The 19,960-nt window shown below is 67.5% G+C and carries 15 protein-coding genes; 5 read left to right on the forward strand and 10 right to left on the reverse strand.

What is annotated here, in order from left to right; all coding sequences use genetic code 11:
- Positions 1 to 101 precede the first annotated feature (101 nt).
- Together D7316_RS08945 and D7316_RS08950 are read right to left on the reverse strand one after the other, a co-directional pair.
- Positions 102 to 1,685: an FAD-dependent oxidoreductase gene (locus tag D7316_RS08945; protein WP_124707972.1), complete on the reverse strand. Its 1,584-nt coding sequence runs from the start codon at positions 1,683 to 1,685 to the stop codon at positions 102 to 104.
- Positions 1,685 to 2,644, reverse strand: coding sequence for an AurF N-oxygenase family protein (locus tag D7316_RS08950; protein WP_124707973.1), 960 nt, complete (start codon positions 2,642 to 2,644; stop codon positions 1,685 to 1,687). Before D7316_RS08950 ends, D7316_RS08945 begins: the two co-directional genes overlap by 1 nt.
- Before the next feature lie 182 nt (positions 2,645 to 2,826).
- Between D7316_RS08950 and D7316_RS08955 the strand changes: the two genes are divergently transcribed.
- Positions 2,827 to 3,597 carry an SDR family oxidoreductase gene (locus D7316_RS08955; RefSeq protein WP_124707974.1) on the forward strand — a complete coding sequence of 257 codons (771 nt, stop codon included), beginning with the start codon at positions 2,827 to 2,829 and terminating at the stop codon, positions 3,595 to 3,597.
- Between the two features lie 64 nt (positions 3,598 to 3,661).
- Here D7316_RS08955 and D7316_RS08960 read toward each other — a convergent pair whose 3' ends face one another.
- From D7316_RS08960 to D7316_RS08970, 3 genes are read right to left on the reverse strand one after another with little or no spacing between them, the layout of a single operon-like run.
- Entirely contained in the window at positions 3,662 to 4,993 is a 1,332-nt protein-coding gene (locus D7316_RS08960) for a glycosyltransferase (protein ID WP_232016834.1), read from the reverse strand.
- Positions 4,994 to 4,997: 4 nt separating this feature from the next.
- Positions 4,998 to 6,344 carry a hypothetical protein gene (locus D7316_RS08965; RefSeq protein WP_124707975.1) on the reverse strand — a complete coding sequence of 449 codons (1,347 nt, stop codon included), beginning with the start codon at positions 6,342 to 6,344 and terminating at the stop codon, positions 4,998 to 5,000.
- 7 nt (positions 6,345 to 6,351) lie between these two features.
- Entirely contained in the window at positions 6,352 to 7,779 is a 1,428-nt protein-coding gene (locus D7316_RS08970) for a hypothetical protein (protein ID WP_232016835.1), read from the reverse strand.
- A 140-nt stretch (positions 7,780 to 7,919) separates the two neighbouring features.
- On the opposite strand from D7316_RS08970, the gene D7316_RS08975 reads away from it, so the two are divergent.
- Positions 7,920 to 9,197, forward strand: coding sequence for a glycosyltransferase (locus tag D7316_RS08975; protein WP_124707976.1), 1,278 nt, complete (start codon positions 7,920 to 7,922; stop codon positions 9,195 to 9,197).
- A 4-nt stretch (positions 9,198 to 9,201) separates the two neighbouring features.
- On the opposite strand, the gene D7316_RS08980 is transcribed toward D7316_RS08975, so the two are convergent.
- Genes D7316_RS08980 through D7316_RS08990 form a run of 3 tightly spaced genes read right to left on the reverse strand, consistent with a single transcriptional unit; the run spans position 9,202 to position 11,862 of the window.
- A complete protein-coding gene (locus tag D7316_RS08980; protein WP_232016836.1) occupies positions 9,202 to 10,104 on the reverse strand; it encodes a glycosyltransferase family 2 protein in 903 nt (300 codons plus the stop codon).
- Between the two features lies 1 nt (position 10,105).
- Positions 10,106 to 10,906, reverse strand: coding sequence for an ABC transporter permease (locus tag D7316_RS08985; protein ID WP_124707977.1), 801 nt, complete (start codon positions 10,904 to 10,906; stop codon positions 10,106 to 10,108).
- On the reverse strand, positions 10,903 to 11,862 hold the full coding sequence (locus D7316_RS08990; RefSeq protein ID WP_124707978.1) for an ATP-binding cassette domain-containing protein: 960 nt from the start codon (positions 11,860 to 11,862) through the stop codon (positions 10,903 to 10,905). Before D7316_RS08990 ends, D7316_RS08985 begins: the two co-directional genes overlap by 4 nt.
- 679 nt (positions 11,863 to 12,541) lie before the next feature.
- Between D7316_RS08990 and D7316_RS08995 the strand changes: the two genes are divergently transcribed.
- The 3 genes from D7316_RS08995 to D7316_RS09005 all read left to right on the forward strand — a co-directional run bounded on the left by D7316_RS08995 (position 12,542) and on the right by D7316_RS09005 (position 16,970).
- Positions 12,542 to 14,032, forward strand: coding sequence for a condensation domain-containing protein (locus D7316_RS08995; RefSeq protein WP_124707979.1), 1,491 nt, complete (start codon positions 12,542 to 12,544; stop codon positions 14,030 to 14,032).
- 93 nt (positions 14,033 to 14,125) lie between these two features.
- Entirely contained in the window at positions 14,126 to 15,574 is a 1,449-nt protein-coding gene (locus D7316_RS09000) for a condensation domain-containing protein (RefSeq protein ID WP_232016837.1), read from the forward strand.
- Positions 15,555 to 16,970, forward strand: a complete 1,416-nt coding sequence (locus tag D7316_RS09005; protein ID WP_124707981.1) for a condensation domain-containing protein — start codon at positions 15,555 to 15,557, stop codon at positions 16,968 to 16,970. Before D7316_RS09000 ends, D7316_RS09005 begins: the two co-directional genes overlap by 20 nt.
- Here D7316_RS09005 and D7316_RS09010 read toward each other — a convergent pair.
- Entirely contained in the window at positions 16,943 to 19,216 is a 2,274-nt protein-coding gene (locus D7316_RS09010) for a CocE/NonD family hydrolase (protein ID WP_124711219.1), read from the reverse strand. The genes D7316_RS09005 and D7316_RS09010 overlap by 28 nt on opposite strands.
- Before the next feature lie 91 nt (positions 19,217 to 19,307).
- The gene (locus D7316_RS09015) at positions 19,308 to 19,943 is read right to left on the reverse strand and encodes a trimeric intracellular cation channel family protein (protein WP_124711220.1); all 636 of its coding nucleotides are present in this window, start codon (positions 19,941 to 19,943) and stop codon (positions 19,308 to 19,310) included.
- Between the last annotated feature and the right edge of the window lie 17 nt (positions 19,944 to 19,960).

The following is a 19,960-nucleotide window of genomic DNA, read 5'->3' on the forward strand; positions in this document are numbered from 1 at the left end:
GCGGGGGCGGCGGGTTTCACTCCGTTCGACCACTCGATCAGTGTGCGGGGCGGCGGGTTCACTCCGTTCGCCGCACTCAGCGGCGGAGCGCACTTCGCAGATCAGCGCGACGCGCGGTTGAAACGCCCCGCCGCGCCGACCATCTCCGAGACCTCGGTGTACTTCACCCGGGGCCGCCCCTCGAGCAGCCCACGACGACGCTCACTGACGTCGATGGCACGCATCCCGCGGTAGCCGATGACATGCCTGCTCCGCTTGCGCAGCAGCGCGGTGAATGCCTTCGCATCGCGCGTCGAGCGATCGAGCCGGCCCTCGACGGCATCCCGGAGGAAATCCTCGACGGTCCCCTCGGCGCAGACCTTGTTGGCACCGATGCCGCCGCTCGGGCCACGCTTGGCCCAACCGAGGACATAGGAACCCGGGATGATCTCGCCGTTGTCGTCGACCATCCGGCCATCGAGGTTCGGGAAGACACCGCGCTCCTCGTCGAACGGGAGTCCGGCGATGGGAGTGGATCGGTAACCGATGGAGCGCACGACCAGGTCGGTGGCGATGTGGTGACGGTTCGATCCGGTCTGCACGGTCAGGCCGTCCACCCGATCGGCCCCGACGATCTCCTCGGGTGTGGTGTGGAAGACGAACACGATGCGGCGTCGGCTCGGATCCGGCGCCGAGGACAGATCCGGCAACTCGCTGTCCGGGTCGTCGTGCACGACGACCTCGACGCCCGGAATGGTCGACAGCGCACGGTATTCCGCCGACGTGTAGGCGGCCGACGCCTGGTCACGCCGGCCCAGCACGACGACCTCGTGGATGTTCTGCTGCTCGAGGATGCGCAGTGCGCGATCGGCGATGTCGGTGGTGGCCAGCAACTCCGGCGGCGACACCAGGATCCGGGCCACGTCCAGCGCGACGTTTCCGGTACCCACCACGACCGCGCGACCTGTGCCGTCGACCGGGATCGGCGGTGCCGACGAGCCCGGGACGGCGTTGTACCAGGCCACCAGATCGGTCGCCGACGTCGAGCCGGCCAGATCCTCGCCCGGGATACCCAGGCACCGCGACTCGCTCGCGCCGACCGCGTAGAACACCGCGTCGAAGTGCTCGGCGAGTTCGGCGGGCGTGACCTGACCGGGCTCGACACCCACCTCGACGTTGGTCGCCATCGTCACCCTCGGATCGCGATAGAGAAGGTCGAACCCGCGGAGCACGCCCTTGGTGCCGGGGTGGTCGGGCGCGACACCGGCTCGGACCAGGCCGCCCGGCGTCGGCAGTTTGTCGATCACCGTCACCTGCGCCTCGGTGCGGTCGAGGATGGTACGAAGCGCATAGCCCCCCGACGGACCCGTGCCGACCAACGCAACCCGCAGTCCCGCAGGGAGTTTCGGGATCTCCGGATACTCCACCTGCTTCCACCCGGAGGTGATGTCGCTGTTGGTCTTGTAGAAGTCCGCATTGATGTCGATGAAGACCTTGTCGCGCTCGCCGAGTTTGTCGGCCGGGTAGATGGCATCCACCGGGCACGCGTCCGCGCAGGCGCCGCAATCGATGCAGGCCTCCGGATCGATGTGCAGGATGTCGGAGCTACCGAAACCGCGCTCCTCCGGGGTCGGGTGGATGCAGTTGACCGGACACACGGACACGCACGCGGCGTCGCTGCAGCAGGATTGGGTGATGACGAACATCAGAGCATGTGCGCTTTCCGGTAGAACCGCATGGCCGGCTTGGTGAGCAGCCCGACGTCGTCGAGGAACTCCATGAGATGCGCGCAGCTGCTGCGGATCATCGACTGAAAGTGCGAGTTCGAGTTCATCTCCGCGACAGCGCGATCGGCGTCGAGACCGGCATCGGCGAAGGCCTTCTTCTGCACCAGGCTCGTGACGATGAAGTACGCGCCGAGAGCCACATAGAGCGCGCTGAACTGGCGGCGTGCCCAGCCGACACCCTCCATCGACTCGCGGACCTCCTCGCGCGCGAACTTCATGTGCCGCGATTCCTCGAGAACGTGGATCTCGTTGACGGTGCGGATGAACGGGAGCACGCGATCGTCACGCATGCAACCGCGCTGGAAGACGTCGAGCACCTCTTCGGCGACCAGGATTCCGGCGTAGGCGACCTCGTTCTTGGCGGTCCGCTTGAACAGTTTGCCCAGGCGACCGACCCTCTTGGTCGGCTTGTACGACGTGCCGACCATCTTCTGCGATGCCTTCGCGAACATGATCGAATGCCGGCATTCGTCGGCGACCTCGGTGAGGGCGAACTGGAACTCCGGATCGTGGTACGCGCCGAGATACTGGTCGCGGATGACCATCTCCTGCAGGATCATCTCGAACCAGATGCCGATGTTCATGATCGAGGCGAACTCGTGACGCGTCACCGAGATCCGCTGCTCCTCGGTCAGCTCGTTCCAATAGGCGGTGCCGTAGAGCGACGACCACTCGGGGCTACACCCGTACTTGGTCGGGTCCATCGGCTCCGACCACTCGATCTCGGTCATCGCGTTCCGGGACAGCCGGGCGGCCGAGGCGAGAAGACGCTCGGAGACCTCGCTCGGCCCCTGATCACGCATGCTGACGACGTTGTCCGGGCGAGCCGAGTCGGGTGTTGCCCCGTCGCTCTGCGTCCGTTCCATCGCTGCGGTCATCGGTTTCGACCTCCAGGTCCTCGGTGAACAACTGTTCTTTCATGACAATGAGCACTGTTATGACAATGCGTGTTGTCAAGATAGCATCGGGGTGTGAGGTAGTAAACAGGCGACGACCTATACTGGCCGGTAACTTACCGGCGAAACGGCCTCTCAGCTGGCCAAAGGCAGGAGAAACACACATGTCATCGATCTTCATCTCGGGCGGCGCCGCGGGTATCGGACTGGCGACCGCGGAGCGATTCTCCCGGGAAGGCTGGACGGTCGGCGTCTACGACGTATCGGCGGATGCGCTGTCGAAGGTGAAGGCGAATCACCCCGAGTGGATCGTCGGCGAACTCGACGTCCGCGACGACAAGCAGTGGGCCGATGCGCTCGCCGACTTCACCTCGCAGACCGGCGGTCACCTCGATGTGCTCGACAACAACGCCGGCATCCTCGTCGAGGGACCGTTGCACGAGATCTCGGCGGACGCCGTTCGACGACAGATCGAGATCGACGCCCTCGGCGTCGCGCTGGGCGCGCAGGCCGCCTACCCCTATCTGAAGGTGACCCCGGGCGCCCACCTCGTCAACATCGCGTCGGCGTCCGCGATCTACGGGCAACCCGGCATCGCGACCTACAGCGCGACCAAGTTCTTCGTCGGCGGCCTCACCGAAGCGCTCGAACTGGAGTGGGAGCACGACGACATCCGCGTCGTCGGCATCTGGCCGCTGTGGGCGAAGACGGCACTCGCCGACAACGACGCGAAGTCGACGAAGACGCTCGGCGTCCGCATCACCCCCGAGCAGGTCGCGGAGAAGGTGTGGGAGTCGGTCCATCCGACCCGGCAGGACAAATTGCTGCATCGCACGAGCTACTCGGTGGGCGCGCAGACCCTGTTCCTCGGGAATGCCGCGAAGTTCATCCCGAACTTCCTCAATCGGGCCGTCAACAAGTACATCGCCCAGTAGATCTCGGCCCAGTAGGTCTCGACGCAGTAGATCTCGACGCAATGGGTCTACTGCGCCGCAGGCCTCAGCGCGGCCGGGCGCGCGCCTCGACGATGTCGGCCGCCACGGCGACGGCCTTCTCCGGCTGCACCATTCGGGCGGCGAGTTGCTGAGCCGCGGCCCGGACCGGCGCCGCCAGAACCGCTTCCAGACCGGCCGTCGCGGACGCCGGGGTGAGGTTCGGCAAGCGTGTCGTGTCACCCACCCGTAGGGCGCGCACGGACTGCCCCCAGAACGGTTGGTCGGCGGTCACCGAGCAGACCAGAGTCGGCAGGCCCGCCCGCAGCGATGCGGCGGTGGTTCCCGCACCACCGTGGTGCACCGCAGCGGCACATCGGGGAAGTACCGTTGCGTGATCCACGGCGCCGACCGCGAAGACTCCGTCGTCATCGGGATCGACGCCGTGGGTGGTCTCGCCGGCGATCAGGCAACGCAGCCCCAACCCTCGGGCGACCTCACGGAACACGGCCACACCTCGGTCACGGGCGGCCGGTGACATGCTGCCGAAGGTGACGAACAGCGGGGGCTCACCTTCGACCAGCCAGTTCGCCAGATCTGTACTGTCGGTGGTCATCTCACCCAGTTTGGCACGATTCTCCGGCGGCAGGTCGAAGAATCCGGTGATCGGCTTGGTCTCGCCCCAGTCGTCGGCGAGCCCGGGAAACAGCTCGGCGTCGTACGCCTGGAGTTGCGGGACGCCGAGCGCTCCGAGCCGACGTGACAGCGGACCTCGTGCCCTCGGCACCCCGATGCTGCGCCGGAAGGCGTTGGCGTGCCATCCCGTGGCCACCCAGGTGAGCCGATCGGCGATCCGCCACGACCGCCGCTTCCACGCGACCGACCAATGAGCTGTCAGGCCCGGAATCGACCCCACCACTCCGTTTTCCGACATCGGACCATACCGCAGCACCACGAGTCCGACGTCGAGCCGCTCGGCGACGGCCAGCCCCCGCTCCTGGCAGAGGGGTGCCACGACGAGCAGATCGACGTCGGCGAGCGGTGCACGATCGGCGAGGAACTCGGCGATCAACGCATCGTCGAACGCCGCGAAACCGGCACGGACGGTGGACAGCGTGAAACGTAGACGTACCAGCGGGTTTCGATGTCGCTGTGCCGCGACGGCCGCATCCGACGACCACGCCTGGTGGGCGTCCAGTCCTACCGGACGCACCTGCCCGACCCCCGCCGATCGCGCCAGATCCACCAGTTCGGGCGGGGCGAGCACCGACACCCGGTGGCCACGGTGCTGGAGTTCGAGTGCCAGGCAGATACCGGGCTGGATGTCACCGCGGCTGCCGTACAACACGATTGCGATGTGCCTGCCCGCAGCGGCCTCGTCCGGTCTGTTCACGGTCACCCCGTCACCAGAGCCGGTGGTCGATGTCCCAGGAGGACAGTTCGTCGTCGATCAGTTTGCGCAGCAGATCGGTATCGCCGAAGTGGTCGGGGTGGACACCGAAGAAGGTGAGCGTGATGCGATCCCCGTACTCGACGGCCCAGGCGGCCGCGGCCGGTCCCTGCGATCGACGTCGATCCGCCGGCATGCCCTGCATGATTGCGCGGATGGCGAACGAGGCCGCGGTGGCTCCGCCGATCCGGAGCGACTCTGCCGGCGCCACACCGAGATTGGACACCGTGGTGTCGGGCCCGGGGATGGATGTCATCATCCGGGCGATCAATCGTCGCGGCAGGAGCCGGACCACCGGCGCCAGATTGTCGGCGATCTGCTCTGCCCCGGACTCCGCGTACTCGATGAACGCCCGCTTGCTGAGGGTTCGGATGCCGTCGAGTCCAGTGCCCGGCTCCACCGGATCGGCGAGGCGAATCCAGACACCGCCCGACGCGTTGGCACGGTCGTCCGGGTCGCCGGCACGGTTGTCCACCGCGACGCACACCCGCAGGTCACCCGGGATCGGATAACCCGATCGACGCACGATCCCGGCCAGCAGCGCCGTGAACAGGGTGTTCGCAGTTCCATTGCACTCCTTCGCGCGTGCATGCCACTCGTGACGGTCCACGTCGACGATGGCCAGCGTGGTGTCGGGACCACCGCTGGTCACCCGTTCCGGTGGACGAGGCGCAGGCACCGATCGCGCAGCGCCGTTGCCGCGGTTGCGGATCGCCGCCGTGAGCAGGATTCGCAGCGACCTCGCCGCCGCGGCCAGCTGACGGCCCCCGTCGAGTAGGTCCCCGGCGACGGCGTGAAGGCCGCGTGCAGTGTCGGGTTCGGGGAGTGGCATGCCGGTTCCCGCCTGCGCTGCGGCGAGGGCACGGTAGACGCCCTGCCCGTCGGCGATCATGTGCGACACGAGCAGGGCGACCACCCGACGCCCGTCACTCGTCGTGGCGGAATCCAGACGCCAGCCGTACCCGTCCGCCGGGCGCAGATCGGCCGATCGCAGGCAGTCGTCGGCCCACGCTCCGATGTCGTCGTCGATCTGGCCTGTCGCATCGATACGCGGCGGAACAGTGGATCGGACCCACCGGTGTCGTGCCATCGGGATCCGTGTCCTGCGCACGGCGCGCTGCAGTGACCCGCCGGCCAGAGCCGCGCGCAGGCCATCGACGGCATCCGCCCCCGGGTCCTCGTCGAACACCCAGAGGAACTGGATGGGCGCGCTCAGCCCGAGCAGATCCTCGGCCAGCAGATAGGACTCGTCGGCACCGGTCACCCGTGGCAGATCGTGGACACGGTCGAACATCGTCATGGTCTCCTCACCAGTACTCGTAGGGCAGGCCCCACGCGCTCAGTTCTGCGCCCAGGAGCTCTCGGATGTGCTCGTCGGATCGGAAGGCCGTCTCGTCGCAGCCGAATACGGAGAGAGTGATCGTCTCCTCGGTGCGGACACACCACGACTGCACGCCGTCACCGAATCGGTAGGGCAACGCGGGGTCCACACCTTGTGCCATGCCGCGGAACGCGAACCGCTGTGCATCGAATCCGTCCAGGCGCAATGCCTGCGACGGGACGTCGCCGATGTTCGAGACCATCGCATCAGGCATCCCCGTTCCCGCTGTCGCGGCGGTGATCAACCATGCCGGTGGCACCATCCAGACCATCGGTTGCAGGTGCGCGACCGCGGGGCGACGTCCGGCGGTGAGCCGCGCGTATGCGTCCTTGCATGCCCGGCGGATCATCGCGAGATCGCCGCCCGGCGTGGGATCGTCGGTCATCATCACCGCGACGCCCGCGGTGGCATTGGCCCGAGGATCATCGTCGCCCGATCGCTGATCCACCGGGATGCCCACCTTGATCGTCTCGCCGAGCGGCGCGTAGCCACTCGAGCGCAACAGTCCGGCGACGACTCCGACGAACAGGCTGTTGGACGTGCCCTCCGCAGCGGACGCCACCCGGTCCCAGACGTCGGACGGTACGGCCGCCGTCGCCCGTACCCACTCCGCTCTCGGCGCCCGCTCCGCCATCGGGGCGCGAAGCGGACGCGCCGGCGCCGCGTCGACCGCCGCCAGGTCACGAGACGTCACCGAACGCACGGCGCGCACCGCGCCGCGCCCCGTCGCAAAGACCTGGCCACCGGCGTCGACCAGGTCGGCCATCAGCCCACGGTGGCCGGTGCGCCACCGGCGCATGCCTTCCCCGGCCGGTTGCCGCACCGGGTTGGCGGGTTGTGCCGGCAGCGGACCCATCGCCGCGGCGGCCGCCTGGACGAGCGTTCGGCCGTCGACGACGAGGTGCAGAGCACAGAGTGACACGGCCGTCTTCCCGGATCCGCTGCGGACCGCACGCAATCGCCAGCACCGACCGGACTCGGGATCGAGTGCGACGGTGGCCATGTCGTCAGCCGCCCACGCGTCGATGCTGTCGTCGTCGATTACCTCGTCGTCGTAGCGCAGTTCGGGACACCCGGTGGCATCCACCCATCGCGGTCGCGCCGCGGGTACCCGCGATGCGATCAGCCTCCGGTGCAGACGTCCGTGCGTGAGGCCGCGGTTCATCTCGGCCAGGGCCTCCCGCGAGACCGGACCGTCGAAGGTCCAGACCAGTTGCAGTACGACGCTCCAGCCCAACGCGCGATGAAGGAACCAGTAGGTCGCGTCCGCATCGCCGAGCCGCACCGACTCACGCGCCGGATCGCCCACCGCCGATGCCCTCGATCCGATCGTGGCGGACGTGGTCGACGTCACGCGATCACCTTCCTCTCATCCGAATTCCGTTCACTGCGAGCATGATCCCGAGAGACTGTAGCGGGCGCCCCACTTATGCACAGCGAGACCGTCTGCGTGCCAACGCATATACTGGCCCGCAACCGAACAAGGGGGAAGTCATGAAGTTCGTGGTGGCCGCCAACGGCAGTCGTGGCGACGTGCAGCCCGCCGTCGCCCTCGCGACCGAACTGACCGAGCGAGGTCATGAGATCACCATGCTGGTTCGACCGAATCTGACGGAATTCAGTGCGGGCGCGGGGCTTCCGACGCAAGCATACGGAGACAGCACCCGTGCCGTACTGGACTCCGAGCTGGTGCGGGAACGGATGAAGTCGCGCAACCCGGTCACCCGCCTGCGCGCCGTCACCGAGCTCACGCTCCGCGGCGGTCGTGCGATGCAGCACCAACTGCTCGATGCGACCGACGGCGCCGACGCGATCATCTCGGGCAGCGCCGGCCAGGAGCGGGCGCACAACGTGTCGAGAGCGCGCGGGATCCCGCACGTCCCGGTACATCTGTGCCCCATGCGGCGCAACCGGTCGACGTCCCTTCTGGCACATGTCGGGATCGATGCTTCGCCCGCGGTGGCGCATCTCAGTTGGCGCCTCGTCGAATGGACCCTCTGGTGGGCCGGCCGGTCCGCCGAGGACACCTTGTGTGCCGACCTGGGGCTGGAACCCGTACGCGCGCCATTCGCGACGCAGATCGAGGCCACCGGCATTCCGGAGATCCAGGCCTACGATCCGGCGCTGTTCCCCGCATTGACCGCGGAGTGGGGATCTCGCCGGCCATTGGTCGGGTTCTTCGCACTGCCCGGCGGCCTCCGCTCCGGGGTCGGCGACGAGGCGGCCGACGATCTCCTCGAGTGGATCGAGGCCGACACGCCACCTGTCTACGTGGGATTCGGCAGCATGTTGCCGTCGGATCCGCAACGAGTGGCCAATGCGTTCCGCTCGGCCGCAGGCGAACTCGATCTGCGTCTCCTGGTGTCCGGCGGGTGGAGTGACTTCATGTCGGGAGTCACCGACGAGCGCATCCGCGTGGTCGGACACATCGACCACGACACCATCCTCCCGCGCTGCGCGGCGGCCGTCCACCACGGCGGTGCGGGATCGGTGGCCGCCGGTCTGCGCGCCGGGATTCCCACGGTGGTCACCTGGGTCGGTGCGGATCAGCCGATCTGGGGTCGCGCGATCACGGCATCGCATGCGGGGACCTCTCTTCCGATGTCACGGGTGGACGACATGCGCATCGTCGACGCCCTCGGTGCGGCGCTCGAGGACCGGACCCGACACACCGCCGCGGAGATGAGCCGGCACCTGATCCCTGCGGCACAGGCGGTCTCGACGGCCGCCGACGTCGTCGAGCAGGCCGTCCGCGCGTCGCGGACGGGCTGATCCCTCACGGCAACACACGATCCGATTCCGGTGATCGCCACTTGCGTGGAGACCATCGCCCGGTGTCGCTGTCGTAGACCCGGATGGCCATGAGCCGACAGGCGTGCAGGATCGTGAGCGCCGGAACGTAGACGAGAGCGGTTCCCGCGGTGAAGGCGAAACGGCGGTGCAGCGCGAAAGTTCTCGGCAGGAAACTCATGTAGGTCACGAATGCGGGTAGACCGGAGTGCATCCGCCGGGCCGAGACGCCCACGGTGAGAGATGCGAGGAAGGCGTTGCGACCCCCGCCCTCGGTGATGCAGAGCCCCATGTCGACATCCTCGAAGATGTCGCGGCGCATGCTGACCCGGGTGCGTATGCGATTCCAGACATCACGGCGGACCACCATGTTCGACCCGTACAGAACGGGGATCTCGGTGACGGTGCGATGTGCTTGTCGTCGCCCCAACGGATGGATCTTGATCTTCCAGCGATCGAATCGCCCGGCGAGCGGCACTCCATAAGCCTCTCCCCGACCGCACAACGCGTCCCACCGGCCCGATGGGTCGGCGACGAAGAAGTCGACGATCGTGGCCGCCCAGTCCGATCCGACGCGCGTGTCCGCATCGATGCGCGCGATGAGGTCGCCGCAGGCGACGTCCATGCCGGCGTTGCGGGCGAACACCAAGCCCTGCTGCGACTCTCGGACCGTCCGCACCTCGGGATGACGAGCCGCGAAGGCCTCGACGATGCCCATTCCCGAGTCCGTCGAGTTGTTGTCGACCACGATGATCTCGGCGATGTCGTCGAGCTGATCGACCAACCTGGACAAGCAGTCGCCGATCGTGTCTTCTTCGTTGTACACCGGTACCACCACGGACAGGGTCGGTCGGGGTGCGATGTCGGTGGTCGGGAGCGGCACGTTCACGTCAGGTCCTCCGCATGTAGGTTCTCAGGGTCACGGGCACGAAGATGGCGAGCACGGCGGCCGCGCCGAGCAGGGTGTAGCCGATCTGGGCTCCTGCGGCGCCGTCGGCGGCGAGCGCGCGCGCCGCGGATACGAGATGCGACACCGGGTTCACCGCCGCGCAGGTCTGCATCCACCCCGGCATCGTGTCGATCGGGACCAGCGCGTTGGAGACGAAGGTCAGCGGCATGAGGATCAGCATGGAAACGCCCTGAACGGTCGACGCCTTGTCCAGCAGGACCCCCATCAGGGCGAAGATCCAGCTCAGCGTGAACGCGACGACCACGATGAGTCCGCAGGCGGCGACGAGACCCCCTACGCTGCCCGGTCGGTAGCCCATTGCGACGCCGACCGCGACGGTGATGACCGTGGCGACCACGTAGCGGACGCCGTTGGCGAGCAGGGCGCCGGCCAGTGGTGCGACGCGCGCGATCGGCAGCGACTTGAAGCGATCGAACACACCGCGATCGAGGTCCTCGCGCAACTGCACGCCGGTGGTGACCGAGGCGGCAACGGCCACCTGGACCAGCACACCCGGGATGAGCAGCGGCAGGTAGGCGTCGACGTCCCCGACGATGGCCCCGCCGAAGAGCGTGGAGAACATGATCGTGAACACGATCGGGAGGACGATGACGTCGAACAGTTGCTGCGGGTTGTGTTTGATCTTGAGCAGGCCGCGCCGGGCCATGGTGAGGGACTGGGAGATCGTGGCTCCCACCGGGACCCGATTGCGGAGGACAAGATCTCCCGTGGCCGCCGTCATACCGCGACCTCGGACTCGGTGCCCCCGGTGAGCGCGAAGAAGACCTCGTCGAGGCTGGGGCGTTCGACATTCACCGCACGTAGCCGCAGCCCGCGCGCGCGCAGTTCCATCAGCAGATCGGGCAGAAGATCGAGATCGTCCATGGGCACGGACAGTTGTCGATCGCCGCGCCCGACGACGACTTCGGCATGCGCGAACCGTGCCGCGACGGCCGCGGCCTCCGCGACCGACTCGGGGTCGGCGAGGTCGAGCCGGACACTGTTGTCCCCCACCCGGGCCTTGAGCTCGTCGGCGGTACCGTCGGCGACCACCCGGCCACGATCCATGACCGCGACGTGATCGGCCAGCTGGTCGGCCTCCTCGAGGTATTGCGTGGTCAGCAGGACGGTCGATCCCTCGAGCACCATCGCACGGATCGTCGTCCACATCTGTGCTCGCGTACGGGGATCGAGCCCCGTGGTCGGCTCGTCGAGGAACAGCAACCGGGGCGTGGTGATCATCGACGCTGCGAGGTCGAGTCGGCGGCGCATCCCGCCGGAGAACTGACCCACCGCCCGATCGGCCACCGGTGTGAGGCCGAACTGATCCAACAGGGCATCGGCTCGCATCCTGGCCTTCCTGCTCGTCGCGCCCACCAGTCGGCCGAAGATGGTCAGATTCTCCATGGCGGTCAGATCTTCGTCGACGGAGGCGTACTGCCCGGTCACACCGATCAGCGAGCGAACCGCTCCGGCCTGCCGGACCACGTCGAGTCCGAAGACCCGCGCGGTGCCCGAATCGGGACGCGACAATGTCGCGAGCATGCGCACCGTGGTCGTCTTGCCCGCACCATTCGTACCCAGCAGGGCGAACACGCCACCCTCGGGTATCTGCAGATCCACGCGGTCGACCGCACACGAACGACCGTAACTCTTGGTCAACCCGTGCGCATCGATCGCCAAGGCAGCACCGGACATCAGCACGCTCCAGAGTCTTTTCATCAAACATCGAGAATTGCTACAGCTCAGTGATATTCGTCGTGGAGATATCGGCAGGAGCCCTCGTCGGGCACCGTCGCCCACACGTCGATCGGTGACAGGATGCGGACCACTCCCCGGTTCCCCCCGGCCCCGACAGCCGCTGAGATCAGGTTATAGGCGCCGTCCGCGGCGGTGCAAGAGCTCGACATCGCCACCGACTCCCGACATCCAGCCGATCCGCATGCTCATTGCGGGTGGAGTTTACCTGGAGCCGACGTGTCAAAAGTGCTTCTGACATCGGATTCTGCTGCAGCAAAGCGCTTTTCGAGACGACACGACGTCGCATCGTTGTAACGAGAGCGAAACACGGCTCACCGAGCGACTCACAATCCGTTTCACGATGCCCAGATCGTCTGCGCGACACAGACATTCATATGTTCGACGTAGTGCATCAGATTGTTAGTGTGACGAAGCACACCCATTTCCGACGCTGTGCAGCCGCCGGAGATCGACTTATGATCACGGTGGACCCGGCGCAATTGTCGCGCCGCCTCTCCCCTCGTCCTGACAGCGCAGCGGTGCGCATTGCGGACCACGCAGTGATTCACGCGGCCGCTCGAGCAGATCACCATCAGGCGAGCAGCACCTACCGCAGTAGGAAAACGGATACACATCAATGAAATTCACCGAACTGTCGGCCTATGAACTACCGGGTGGCACGGTCACGCGATGGACGCCGGTCACCGATGCCGAGCCCACGGGATGGGATACCGACGCGAGGCCGCTCACCTACGAGCACGAGGACCACATCACTCGCGCCGGCGTGAACTGCACGGCGGAGATGCACGAAAGCTCATGGTTGGGTGCGGTATTCGAGATCGACAGAGCGTTCGACCCGGACGCGATGCGACGCGCCCTCCTCGCCTGGACCCGCCGTCATGAAGCGTTCCGAACAACAGTGACGCTGTCCGCCGACACCTGTGGAGGCGTCCGGCAGGTTCGACGCACCCGATCGGCCGACGCCGTGTCGATATGTTCGGAATCGGCCGGCCGGATCGAATCGGACGCCGTCCGCGACGTGCTGATCTCGATGTTCGACCGGGCGCTGTCGCCGCTCGACTGGCCGCACTGCATGGCGGCGACGATCTCCGACACCGACCAGTCCGGCTCGGGGTCCGAATCGTTCTACATGGTGTTCGCGGCGGATCACTCGGTGATGGATGCGTACTCGATGTTCCTGTCCATCAACGAGTTGCGTCAGTTCTATGACGCCGAACTCGAGAACCGCGCACCGACCCCGTCGCCCATCGGAAGTCATGTCGACTTCAGTGCGAGCAGTCGGGCGGCCGGCGAGACGCTGACGGTCGATCATCCCGGGATCCAGCGATGGCGGCGATTCCTCGACGCATCGGGCGGCCGCTTCCCCGATCTCGGCCTGCCACTCAGCGAGCCGCTGGCCGCGGTCGACGGGCCACGCGACACCGACGACCGGCAACGTGGTTGGGCGGGCTTCGTCGCGACCGCCGATCAAGTGGCCACGCTGACCGCATTGAGTCGTGCAGCGGGTCACAGCACCCAGACGGCCGTGATAGCGGCACTCGCACTGGCCCACCAGGAGCTGACCGGTGACCCCCTCCTCCGCGCGGCGATGCCAATGCACACCCGGCACGAGACACAGTTCGTGGAATCGGTCGGGTGGTACGTCGGCATAGGACCGCTGGAAGTGGATCTCGCACAGGCGGAGACGATCGCCGACGTACTGGCCGCATCCGCAGCCGGGATAGGTGAGGCCAAGCGTCTGTCGCGACTGCCTTATCCACGCGTCGCGCAACTGTTGGGCACCCATGCCGAGCCCGAGTTCGTCGTCTCCTATCTCGACCTCCGGTTTGTCCCGGGCGCCACGGACTGGCCCGGGTGGCGCGCGCAGACCCTGCGCGGCGCCACCCGCTCCGAGTCGGAGGTCTACCTCTGGGTGGCGCGGACGCCGACGGGTATGACCGTGTCCACCCGATACCCCGGAAACGAGGTCGCCGCCGCCAACGTCCGCCGCCTCATCACCACGGCGTGCACCATCGTCGACGCCGTGATCGATGCCGGCGCACCCATGCGCGATCGGTCTGCGCCGCTGCCCGCCACATCCGGACACGACGAACGTCAACCCGCCTGACGACGAGAGGAATCCGTGAAGATCACCGCGATGGGATGGTGGCAACCGCAACCGGGGCGAGCGCTCAGCTGGCACCCGAGTCCGGGATGCCGAATGGCCGCAGCCGCGGCCGGGGTCGACCGACAGCCGATCACCTTTCTCGCCGAGAACCACATCCGCAGCAGCCGTCTCGCACGATCGGCGGGTGCGCCACACCGCGCATACCTTGGCTCGGGTACCGAACTCGACGGCGACCTCGACGTGGATGCGATGACCCGCGCACTCGAGACCTTCGTGCGCCGCCACCCGATCCTGCGCAGTTGGTTCGACTGTGACGGACACGAGGTCAGGCGACATCTCGTCGATGCCGAGGACATCGAGTTCGGTGTCGTCGACGCCGGCACGGTGGACACCGCCGACGATCTGCACCGCCACCTCGCGGATCGATTCGAGCACGAGGCGATCAGCGATTCCTTCCCCGGATTCGCGTTCGGCGCCATCGCACGGCCGGGTGGCTTCTCGATCTTCCTGGCCTGCGATCACGCACTGAGTGACGGTGCATCGCAGGCTCTTGCGCTCTCCGAACTGACCGAGCTCTACGCCGCTCTATGCGACGGGGCACCGGCGGATGCCGCGGCCGGGCGGGCGGACACGAACACAGTGCCCCGCAGCTTCTTCGACTACGCCGAGATCGAGGCCGACCTGGCACGACAGCACGCCGGAGAGACACCGGAGACCCGCTGGTGGAAGGACACATTCACGCGGCATTCCCTCCGCATGCCCGGGTTCCCGCTCGACCTCGGGCTCGGTCCCGGTGAGTCCGCTCCGGTCCGACCGGTGGAGATGACCATGCTGGACGGCGACGAGGTGGAGGCGTTCGAGAGGGTGTGCGTGCACGCGGGTGGTCGTGTCCTGTCGGGAATCTACGCGGCACTGGCCATCACCGGGTACGAGCTCACCGGGGAGACAGACTATTACGGCATGAGTGTGGTGAACACGCGCGCCGCGTTACCCGATTTCGCCGCGACGCAGGGATGGTGTTGTTCGTTCTCGCCGATCGAACTCGATGTCGGAGGCGTCACGAGCCTCACCGGACTCATACCCACCGCGTACTCGGCGCAGCAACGGACCAAACGGCTGGCGACGGTCCCCGTCCAGGCCGCCCTCGCCGCCATGGTGTCTGCCGGAGCACCACCGGAGTCGGTCGTGTCCGCTCCCAATCTGTTGTCCTACATCGACTTCCGCAGGTTTCCCGGCGACGGGACACCGGCCTACGACCGCGGGGTGATCTTCACCGGAGAAGGTCGTACCGCCAACGCGTCGCTGTGGATCAATCGCGATCATGATCGTCTCTATCTCGGCAGCCAGACCCCGGATACACCATTCGCGCAACGTCAGGTACACCGATACTTCGAACATCTCTGCACCGTGGTCACCGACGTCGCCCGGCACGGCGATCATCAGATCACGCGGCCTGGTCTGACCGCATCGAGTCTGCCCGTCGCCACCGCACCCCACCCGGTCCGCCACCAGGAGCGCAGCCTTGCACGTCACCACCATTGACCGGTACCTGCCGGAGCCCGGCGAGTTCCTCTCCTGGTCGGTCGATACGACCGGGAGCGTCCCGCAGACCTCGGTGGTACCCCCGTCGTTCAACCAGAGCGTGCACCTGGCCGGCGCGAACGACCACAGCACCTGGCTCGCGGTCAGCTTCAGCGCCCGCGGCCGTATCGACCGGGGTGCACTGGCGCGGGCATACCACGCCCTGATCGCCCGTCACGGCACCCTGCACAGTTCGTTCACCAAGCGCGACAACACATTCGTTCGTGAAGAGATCGACCCGAGCGCGTTGCGGCTCGACGAGAACCCCGGTGTCCGGGCCACCAGCCGTCGCGCCCTGCGACAAGCCGTGTGGGCGACGCTGGATGCCGCCTGTCACCCATTCGGATTCCCCGCCTACCTGCTCGGCGCCATCGACCGTCGCGACGTGTCCACGATCATCTGCGGCTTCGATCATTCGCACGTCGATGCCTACTCGATGTCGATCATCGTCGATGACCTCCACCACCTGTATCACGGCTATCGCCGTGGGCGGGATGCATTTGTGCCCGAGAATCTGCCGGTGAGCGGGAATTTCGTCGACTATTGCGCAGCGGAGTCGGAGATGACCCAGGTGGGCGCGTCAGATCCCCGGATGCTGTCCTGGCTGCGCTTCTTCGATGAACATGACGGCCATCCACCGACGTTCCCGCTCGATCTCGGTGTCGCCCCCGGCGACCGTGCACCGCAGGGCGCCGACGTCAGGTGCCTGCTCGACGGTCCCGCCACCGAACGGTTCGCGACGATCTGCCGAGCCAACGGATCGAGCCTCTTCGGCGGAGTGCTGTCGGCGATGGCGCACACCGTCCGCCACCTCGGCGGCGGCCCCGAACTCGCGCTGCTGTTCCCGATGCACACCCGCCGCAGTGAGCCGTGGCGCAACGCCGTCGGATGGTTCACCACCAACGCACCGCTGCGCGTCGTCAGCACCGATGACCTACTCGAGACGATCCGGCGGACCGGCCCGGCGCTGCGGCGTGCGGTGCGGCTGGGTGGTGTGCCCATCCCACAGGTCATCGCCGCGCTCGGCGGGCTGGACCAGGTCCGCGACGACATCTTCATGACGTCGTTCGTCGACTACCGCTCGCTGCCCGGCGCCACCCTGCACGACGAGATCGATGCCCACCACATCTCGAACGTCACCACCGCCGACGACGCCCAGTTCTGGATCTCCCGGACGGGGCGTGGTCTGTCGATCCGGAGCCGCTATCCGGCCAACGCGCTCGGCACGGAGACGATCCATGCGTTCCTCGACGACGTCGGGAGTCGGGTCGCTGCCGCTGTCGACGCCCCGCACGAGAACATGCTCATCGAGGGTTCCGACGCCGACGATCAGCCGCCGTTGAACGCCCTCGCGTAACTCCGGCACGGCTGGCCGCGCAGTCCGTCGCACACACCCAGCGGGGTGCCGGCACGCAACCCGGGCACGATCGGCAGGACGAGCGTCGACCCGCCCGAACCGAGGGCGATGGTGTCGACCACGCGCCCACCGGTGGGCGGTGTCGCGAATCGCCACGAGGTCCGGTCACCGCCCGGAGCGGTGATGGTCACCCGGATGCGTGAACCGCTCCGGAACGCGTGGGCGATCGGATTCAGGGCAATCCGCACAGTCTGGAACCCCGCGGCCAGCGGCTGCGAGGAGGTCCAGTCGCGCGTCGGGTTCAGCGCTGTCGCAGCCGAATTCACTTTCCGCAGGGAGGCCCGGAGGTACCCCGACGTCACGTACGTCTCGCGTCCGTCGGGCCGGACCTCGGAGATGGTGGCCTGCAGGTCGGTGTCCGGCGCCGACGACGCCAGCCGAAGATCGAGACTCGCGGGTCCCACCGCCACGGCGTCGGACTGCCGCGGCGCGGTGACGAAGCCGACGCCCGACCTCCCAGGCACGGACGTCCAGTGATAGGGCGGCAGCGCCTTCCACGGCAGCTGCGACGGTCCGACCACATCGAGTGTGCCGCCCGGTCGAGCTGCCGGGTCGGGCCGGAATGCGATGGACGAGGGCCGCGCCGGCGCGGATGTCAGTCGCCCGCCGACGTCGAGGGACAGTCGTGTTCCCGATGCGACCGAGGCGGGTGGCCACGCGCCGAATCCCGCGGACCACGGCGCGGAGAGGTTTCCCGGGCCGGCGATCGACGACGTGTCGGTGCCCGACCCGAAGAAGACCTGCACCCGCGGGTCCCGGGCGAATGCGGCACGTGCTGCCGCCACCGACGGCGCCGCGGGGAACCGGGACGTCACCAGCGGTCGGCCCGGAGTGCCCGTCGTGGCCTCGTAGAGCACCGGAGCCAGAGCAACAAGCGCCGGATTGTCCCGTGGTACCCGTTGGGCGACAAAGATGTTGAGGAACTCGTTCCACGGCCCGAGGATCTGCGGATCGGCCGAGTCGAAGTGCGCGCCGTTGACCGCCTTCACCCACACATTGCGGTTGCCGCGGAGTTCGTCGATCACCGACGTCCACTGCGGCCCGGTCTGCTCGTCTTGGAGCGCACCGGAGAGGAAGACCGGCACGGTGATCTTCGATGCCCAGTGCGCGGGCGAACGGTGGTCGAACAGTGCCGGGGTGCGCGTCGGGTTCTGCGCGATCAGGTCCTCGATGTTCTGTGTCTGGAGTCGGAGTCGTTGGTTTGCGGCGCACGCACGATCGCCGCGGCGGATCAGTTCGCGGGCGTAGGGTTGCCCACCGTCGGGGGCCGGCCGCGCATGTTCCTGGCGCTCGACGAGCCAGGAGTTGGCGAACCCGGTGTTGAAGATGCCGCCCGGGAATCCTGTCGAGTAGAGATCGTCGGTGATGCTCATCGGTGCGATGGCCGCCAGCCCCGGTGGGCGTGTGGCCGCGACCGAGATCTGGGAGATCCCCGAGAACGAGATCCCGACCATGCCCACCTTGTGGTGCGCCACCCAAGGCTGACGCGCGACGGTCTCCACGACGTCATAGCCGTCGTAGGTGGTCGGATAATCGAAGAGGTCGAAGGCGCCGCCCGAGCACCCGCTTCCCCGCATCTGGACATTGACCGTCGCGAATCCCGCCGTCGGCGCAACGATCCCGCCGAACATGGTGCTGATGGCCGGAGCCAGCGGGTCCGGCCGCTTGACCAGTGACCCGAGCGCGCCGAGCAGGAAGTCATTCGGAGCAGCGGTCTGATAGCCGGAGTACTCGATCACGGTCGGGAACGGGCCGTCGGCCATCGTCTTACCCGGCGGCAGCCGCACGACGGCGGCCAGGGAGATCCCGTCCCGCACCCGGATGTAGTTCAGCCCGGGCCGCAGCGACTGCCGAAAGAGCGACGACGACGGCGGGGTCACCCCGTCGAGCACCGCAAAGCTGTTGCCCGACAATCCGTTCACTCGAAATCGGTAGCCCGAGCCCGGCGTCAGGTCGCGGACCAGGAAGGAACCGAACTCATCGACCCGCCCCGCACCGGCGACGTGGCCCGCGGCGTCATCAAGCGTGACCGCGGCACCCGGGGTCGCCCCGAGGAGGTAGGCCTGCGTGACACTCCCGGCGCCTCGACCGACGTCGGGTGCGGCATCCGCCGGACCCGCAGCCCATGACGTGCACAACGCCACAACCGCCGCGCACAGACCGATTACCCGGTACCACCCCCGCATCCCCACCACGCGACGATATGCGACTGACCGCTCCGCGACCCGCTGATCGCCGGGTTTCGATCTGTCGGGTGTCAACCTCTTGCCGGCGAACTCACGTGCCCGCGTCGCGGCGACGCCACCCCGGGCCGGCGGTCGGCAGCCGCCACCCGAACGCGAGTCCCGCCACCCGCAGACCCGTCGCCACCGCCGTCCCGATGATCAGCCACACCCAGATCGGCACCGACGACAAGGTGCCGCCGACCGCGACGACCCCGGCGCCGAGCAACGCCGGAACCGCGTAGAGATCGGCCGGCTGCAACAGCAGTGGGATCTCGTTGGCCAGGACGTCACGGAGGATGCCGCCCCCGACCGCGGTGAGCAGTCCCACCAGGGTGGCCGCGAAGGCACTGACGTGTTGATCGATCGCGACGGCGGCGCCGCTGGACGCGAAGAGACCCATACCGATCGCGTCGAGGATCAGCACGCTGCGGCGTAGCTGCGTGAACGTCGGGTGGAAGAAGAAGATGGCCAGGCTCGCGACCGCGGCGACGATGATCGGCGGCCAGTTCTGCACCGAGGTGGGCGGTGTGATGCCGAGCAGGAGATCGCGCAGGATGCCGCCCCCGACCCCGGTCAGTACGCCGACCGTGACGATGCCCCACAGATCGAAGTCCTTACGGACGCCGAGCAGGGCACCGGACGCGGCGAACACCGCGATCCCGAGGTCGTTGAGGATCTCCTGCAGCACACGCACATCGTGTCAGT

This window comes from Gordonia insulae, from assembly GCF_003855095.1.
Lineage (GTDB): Bacteria > Actinomycetota > Actinomycetes > Mycobacteriales > Mycobacteriaceae > Gordonia > Gordonia insulae.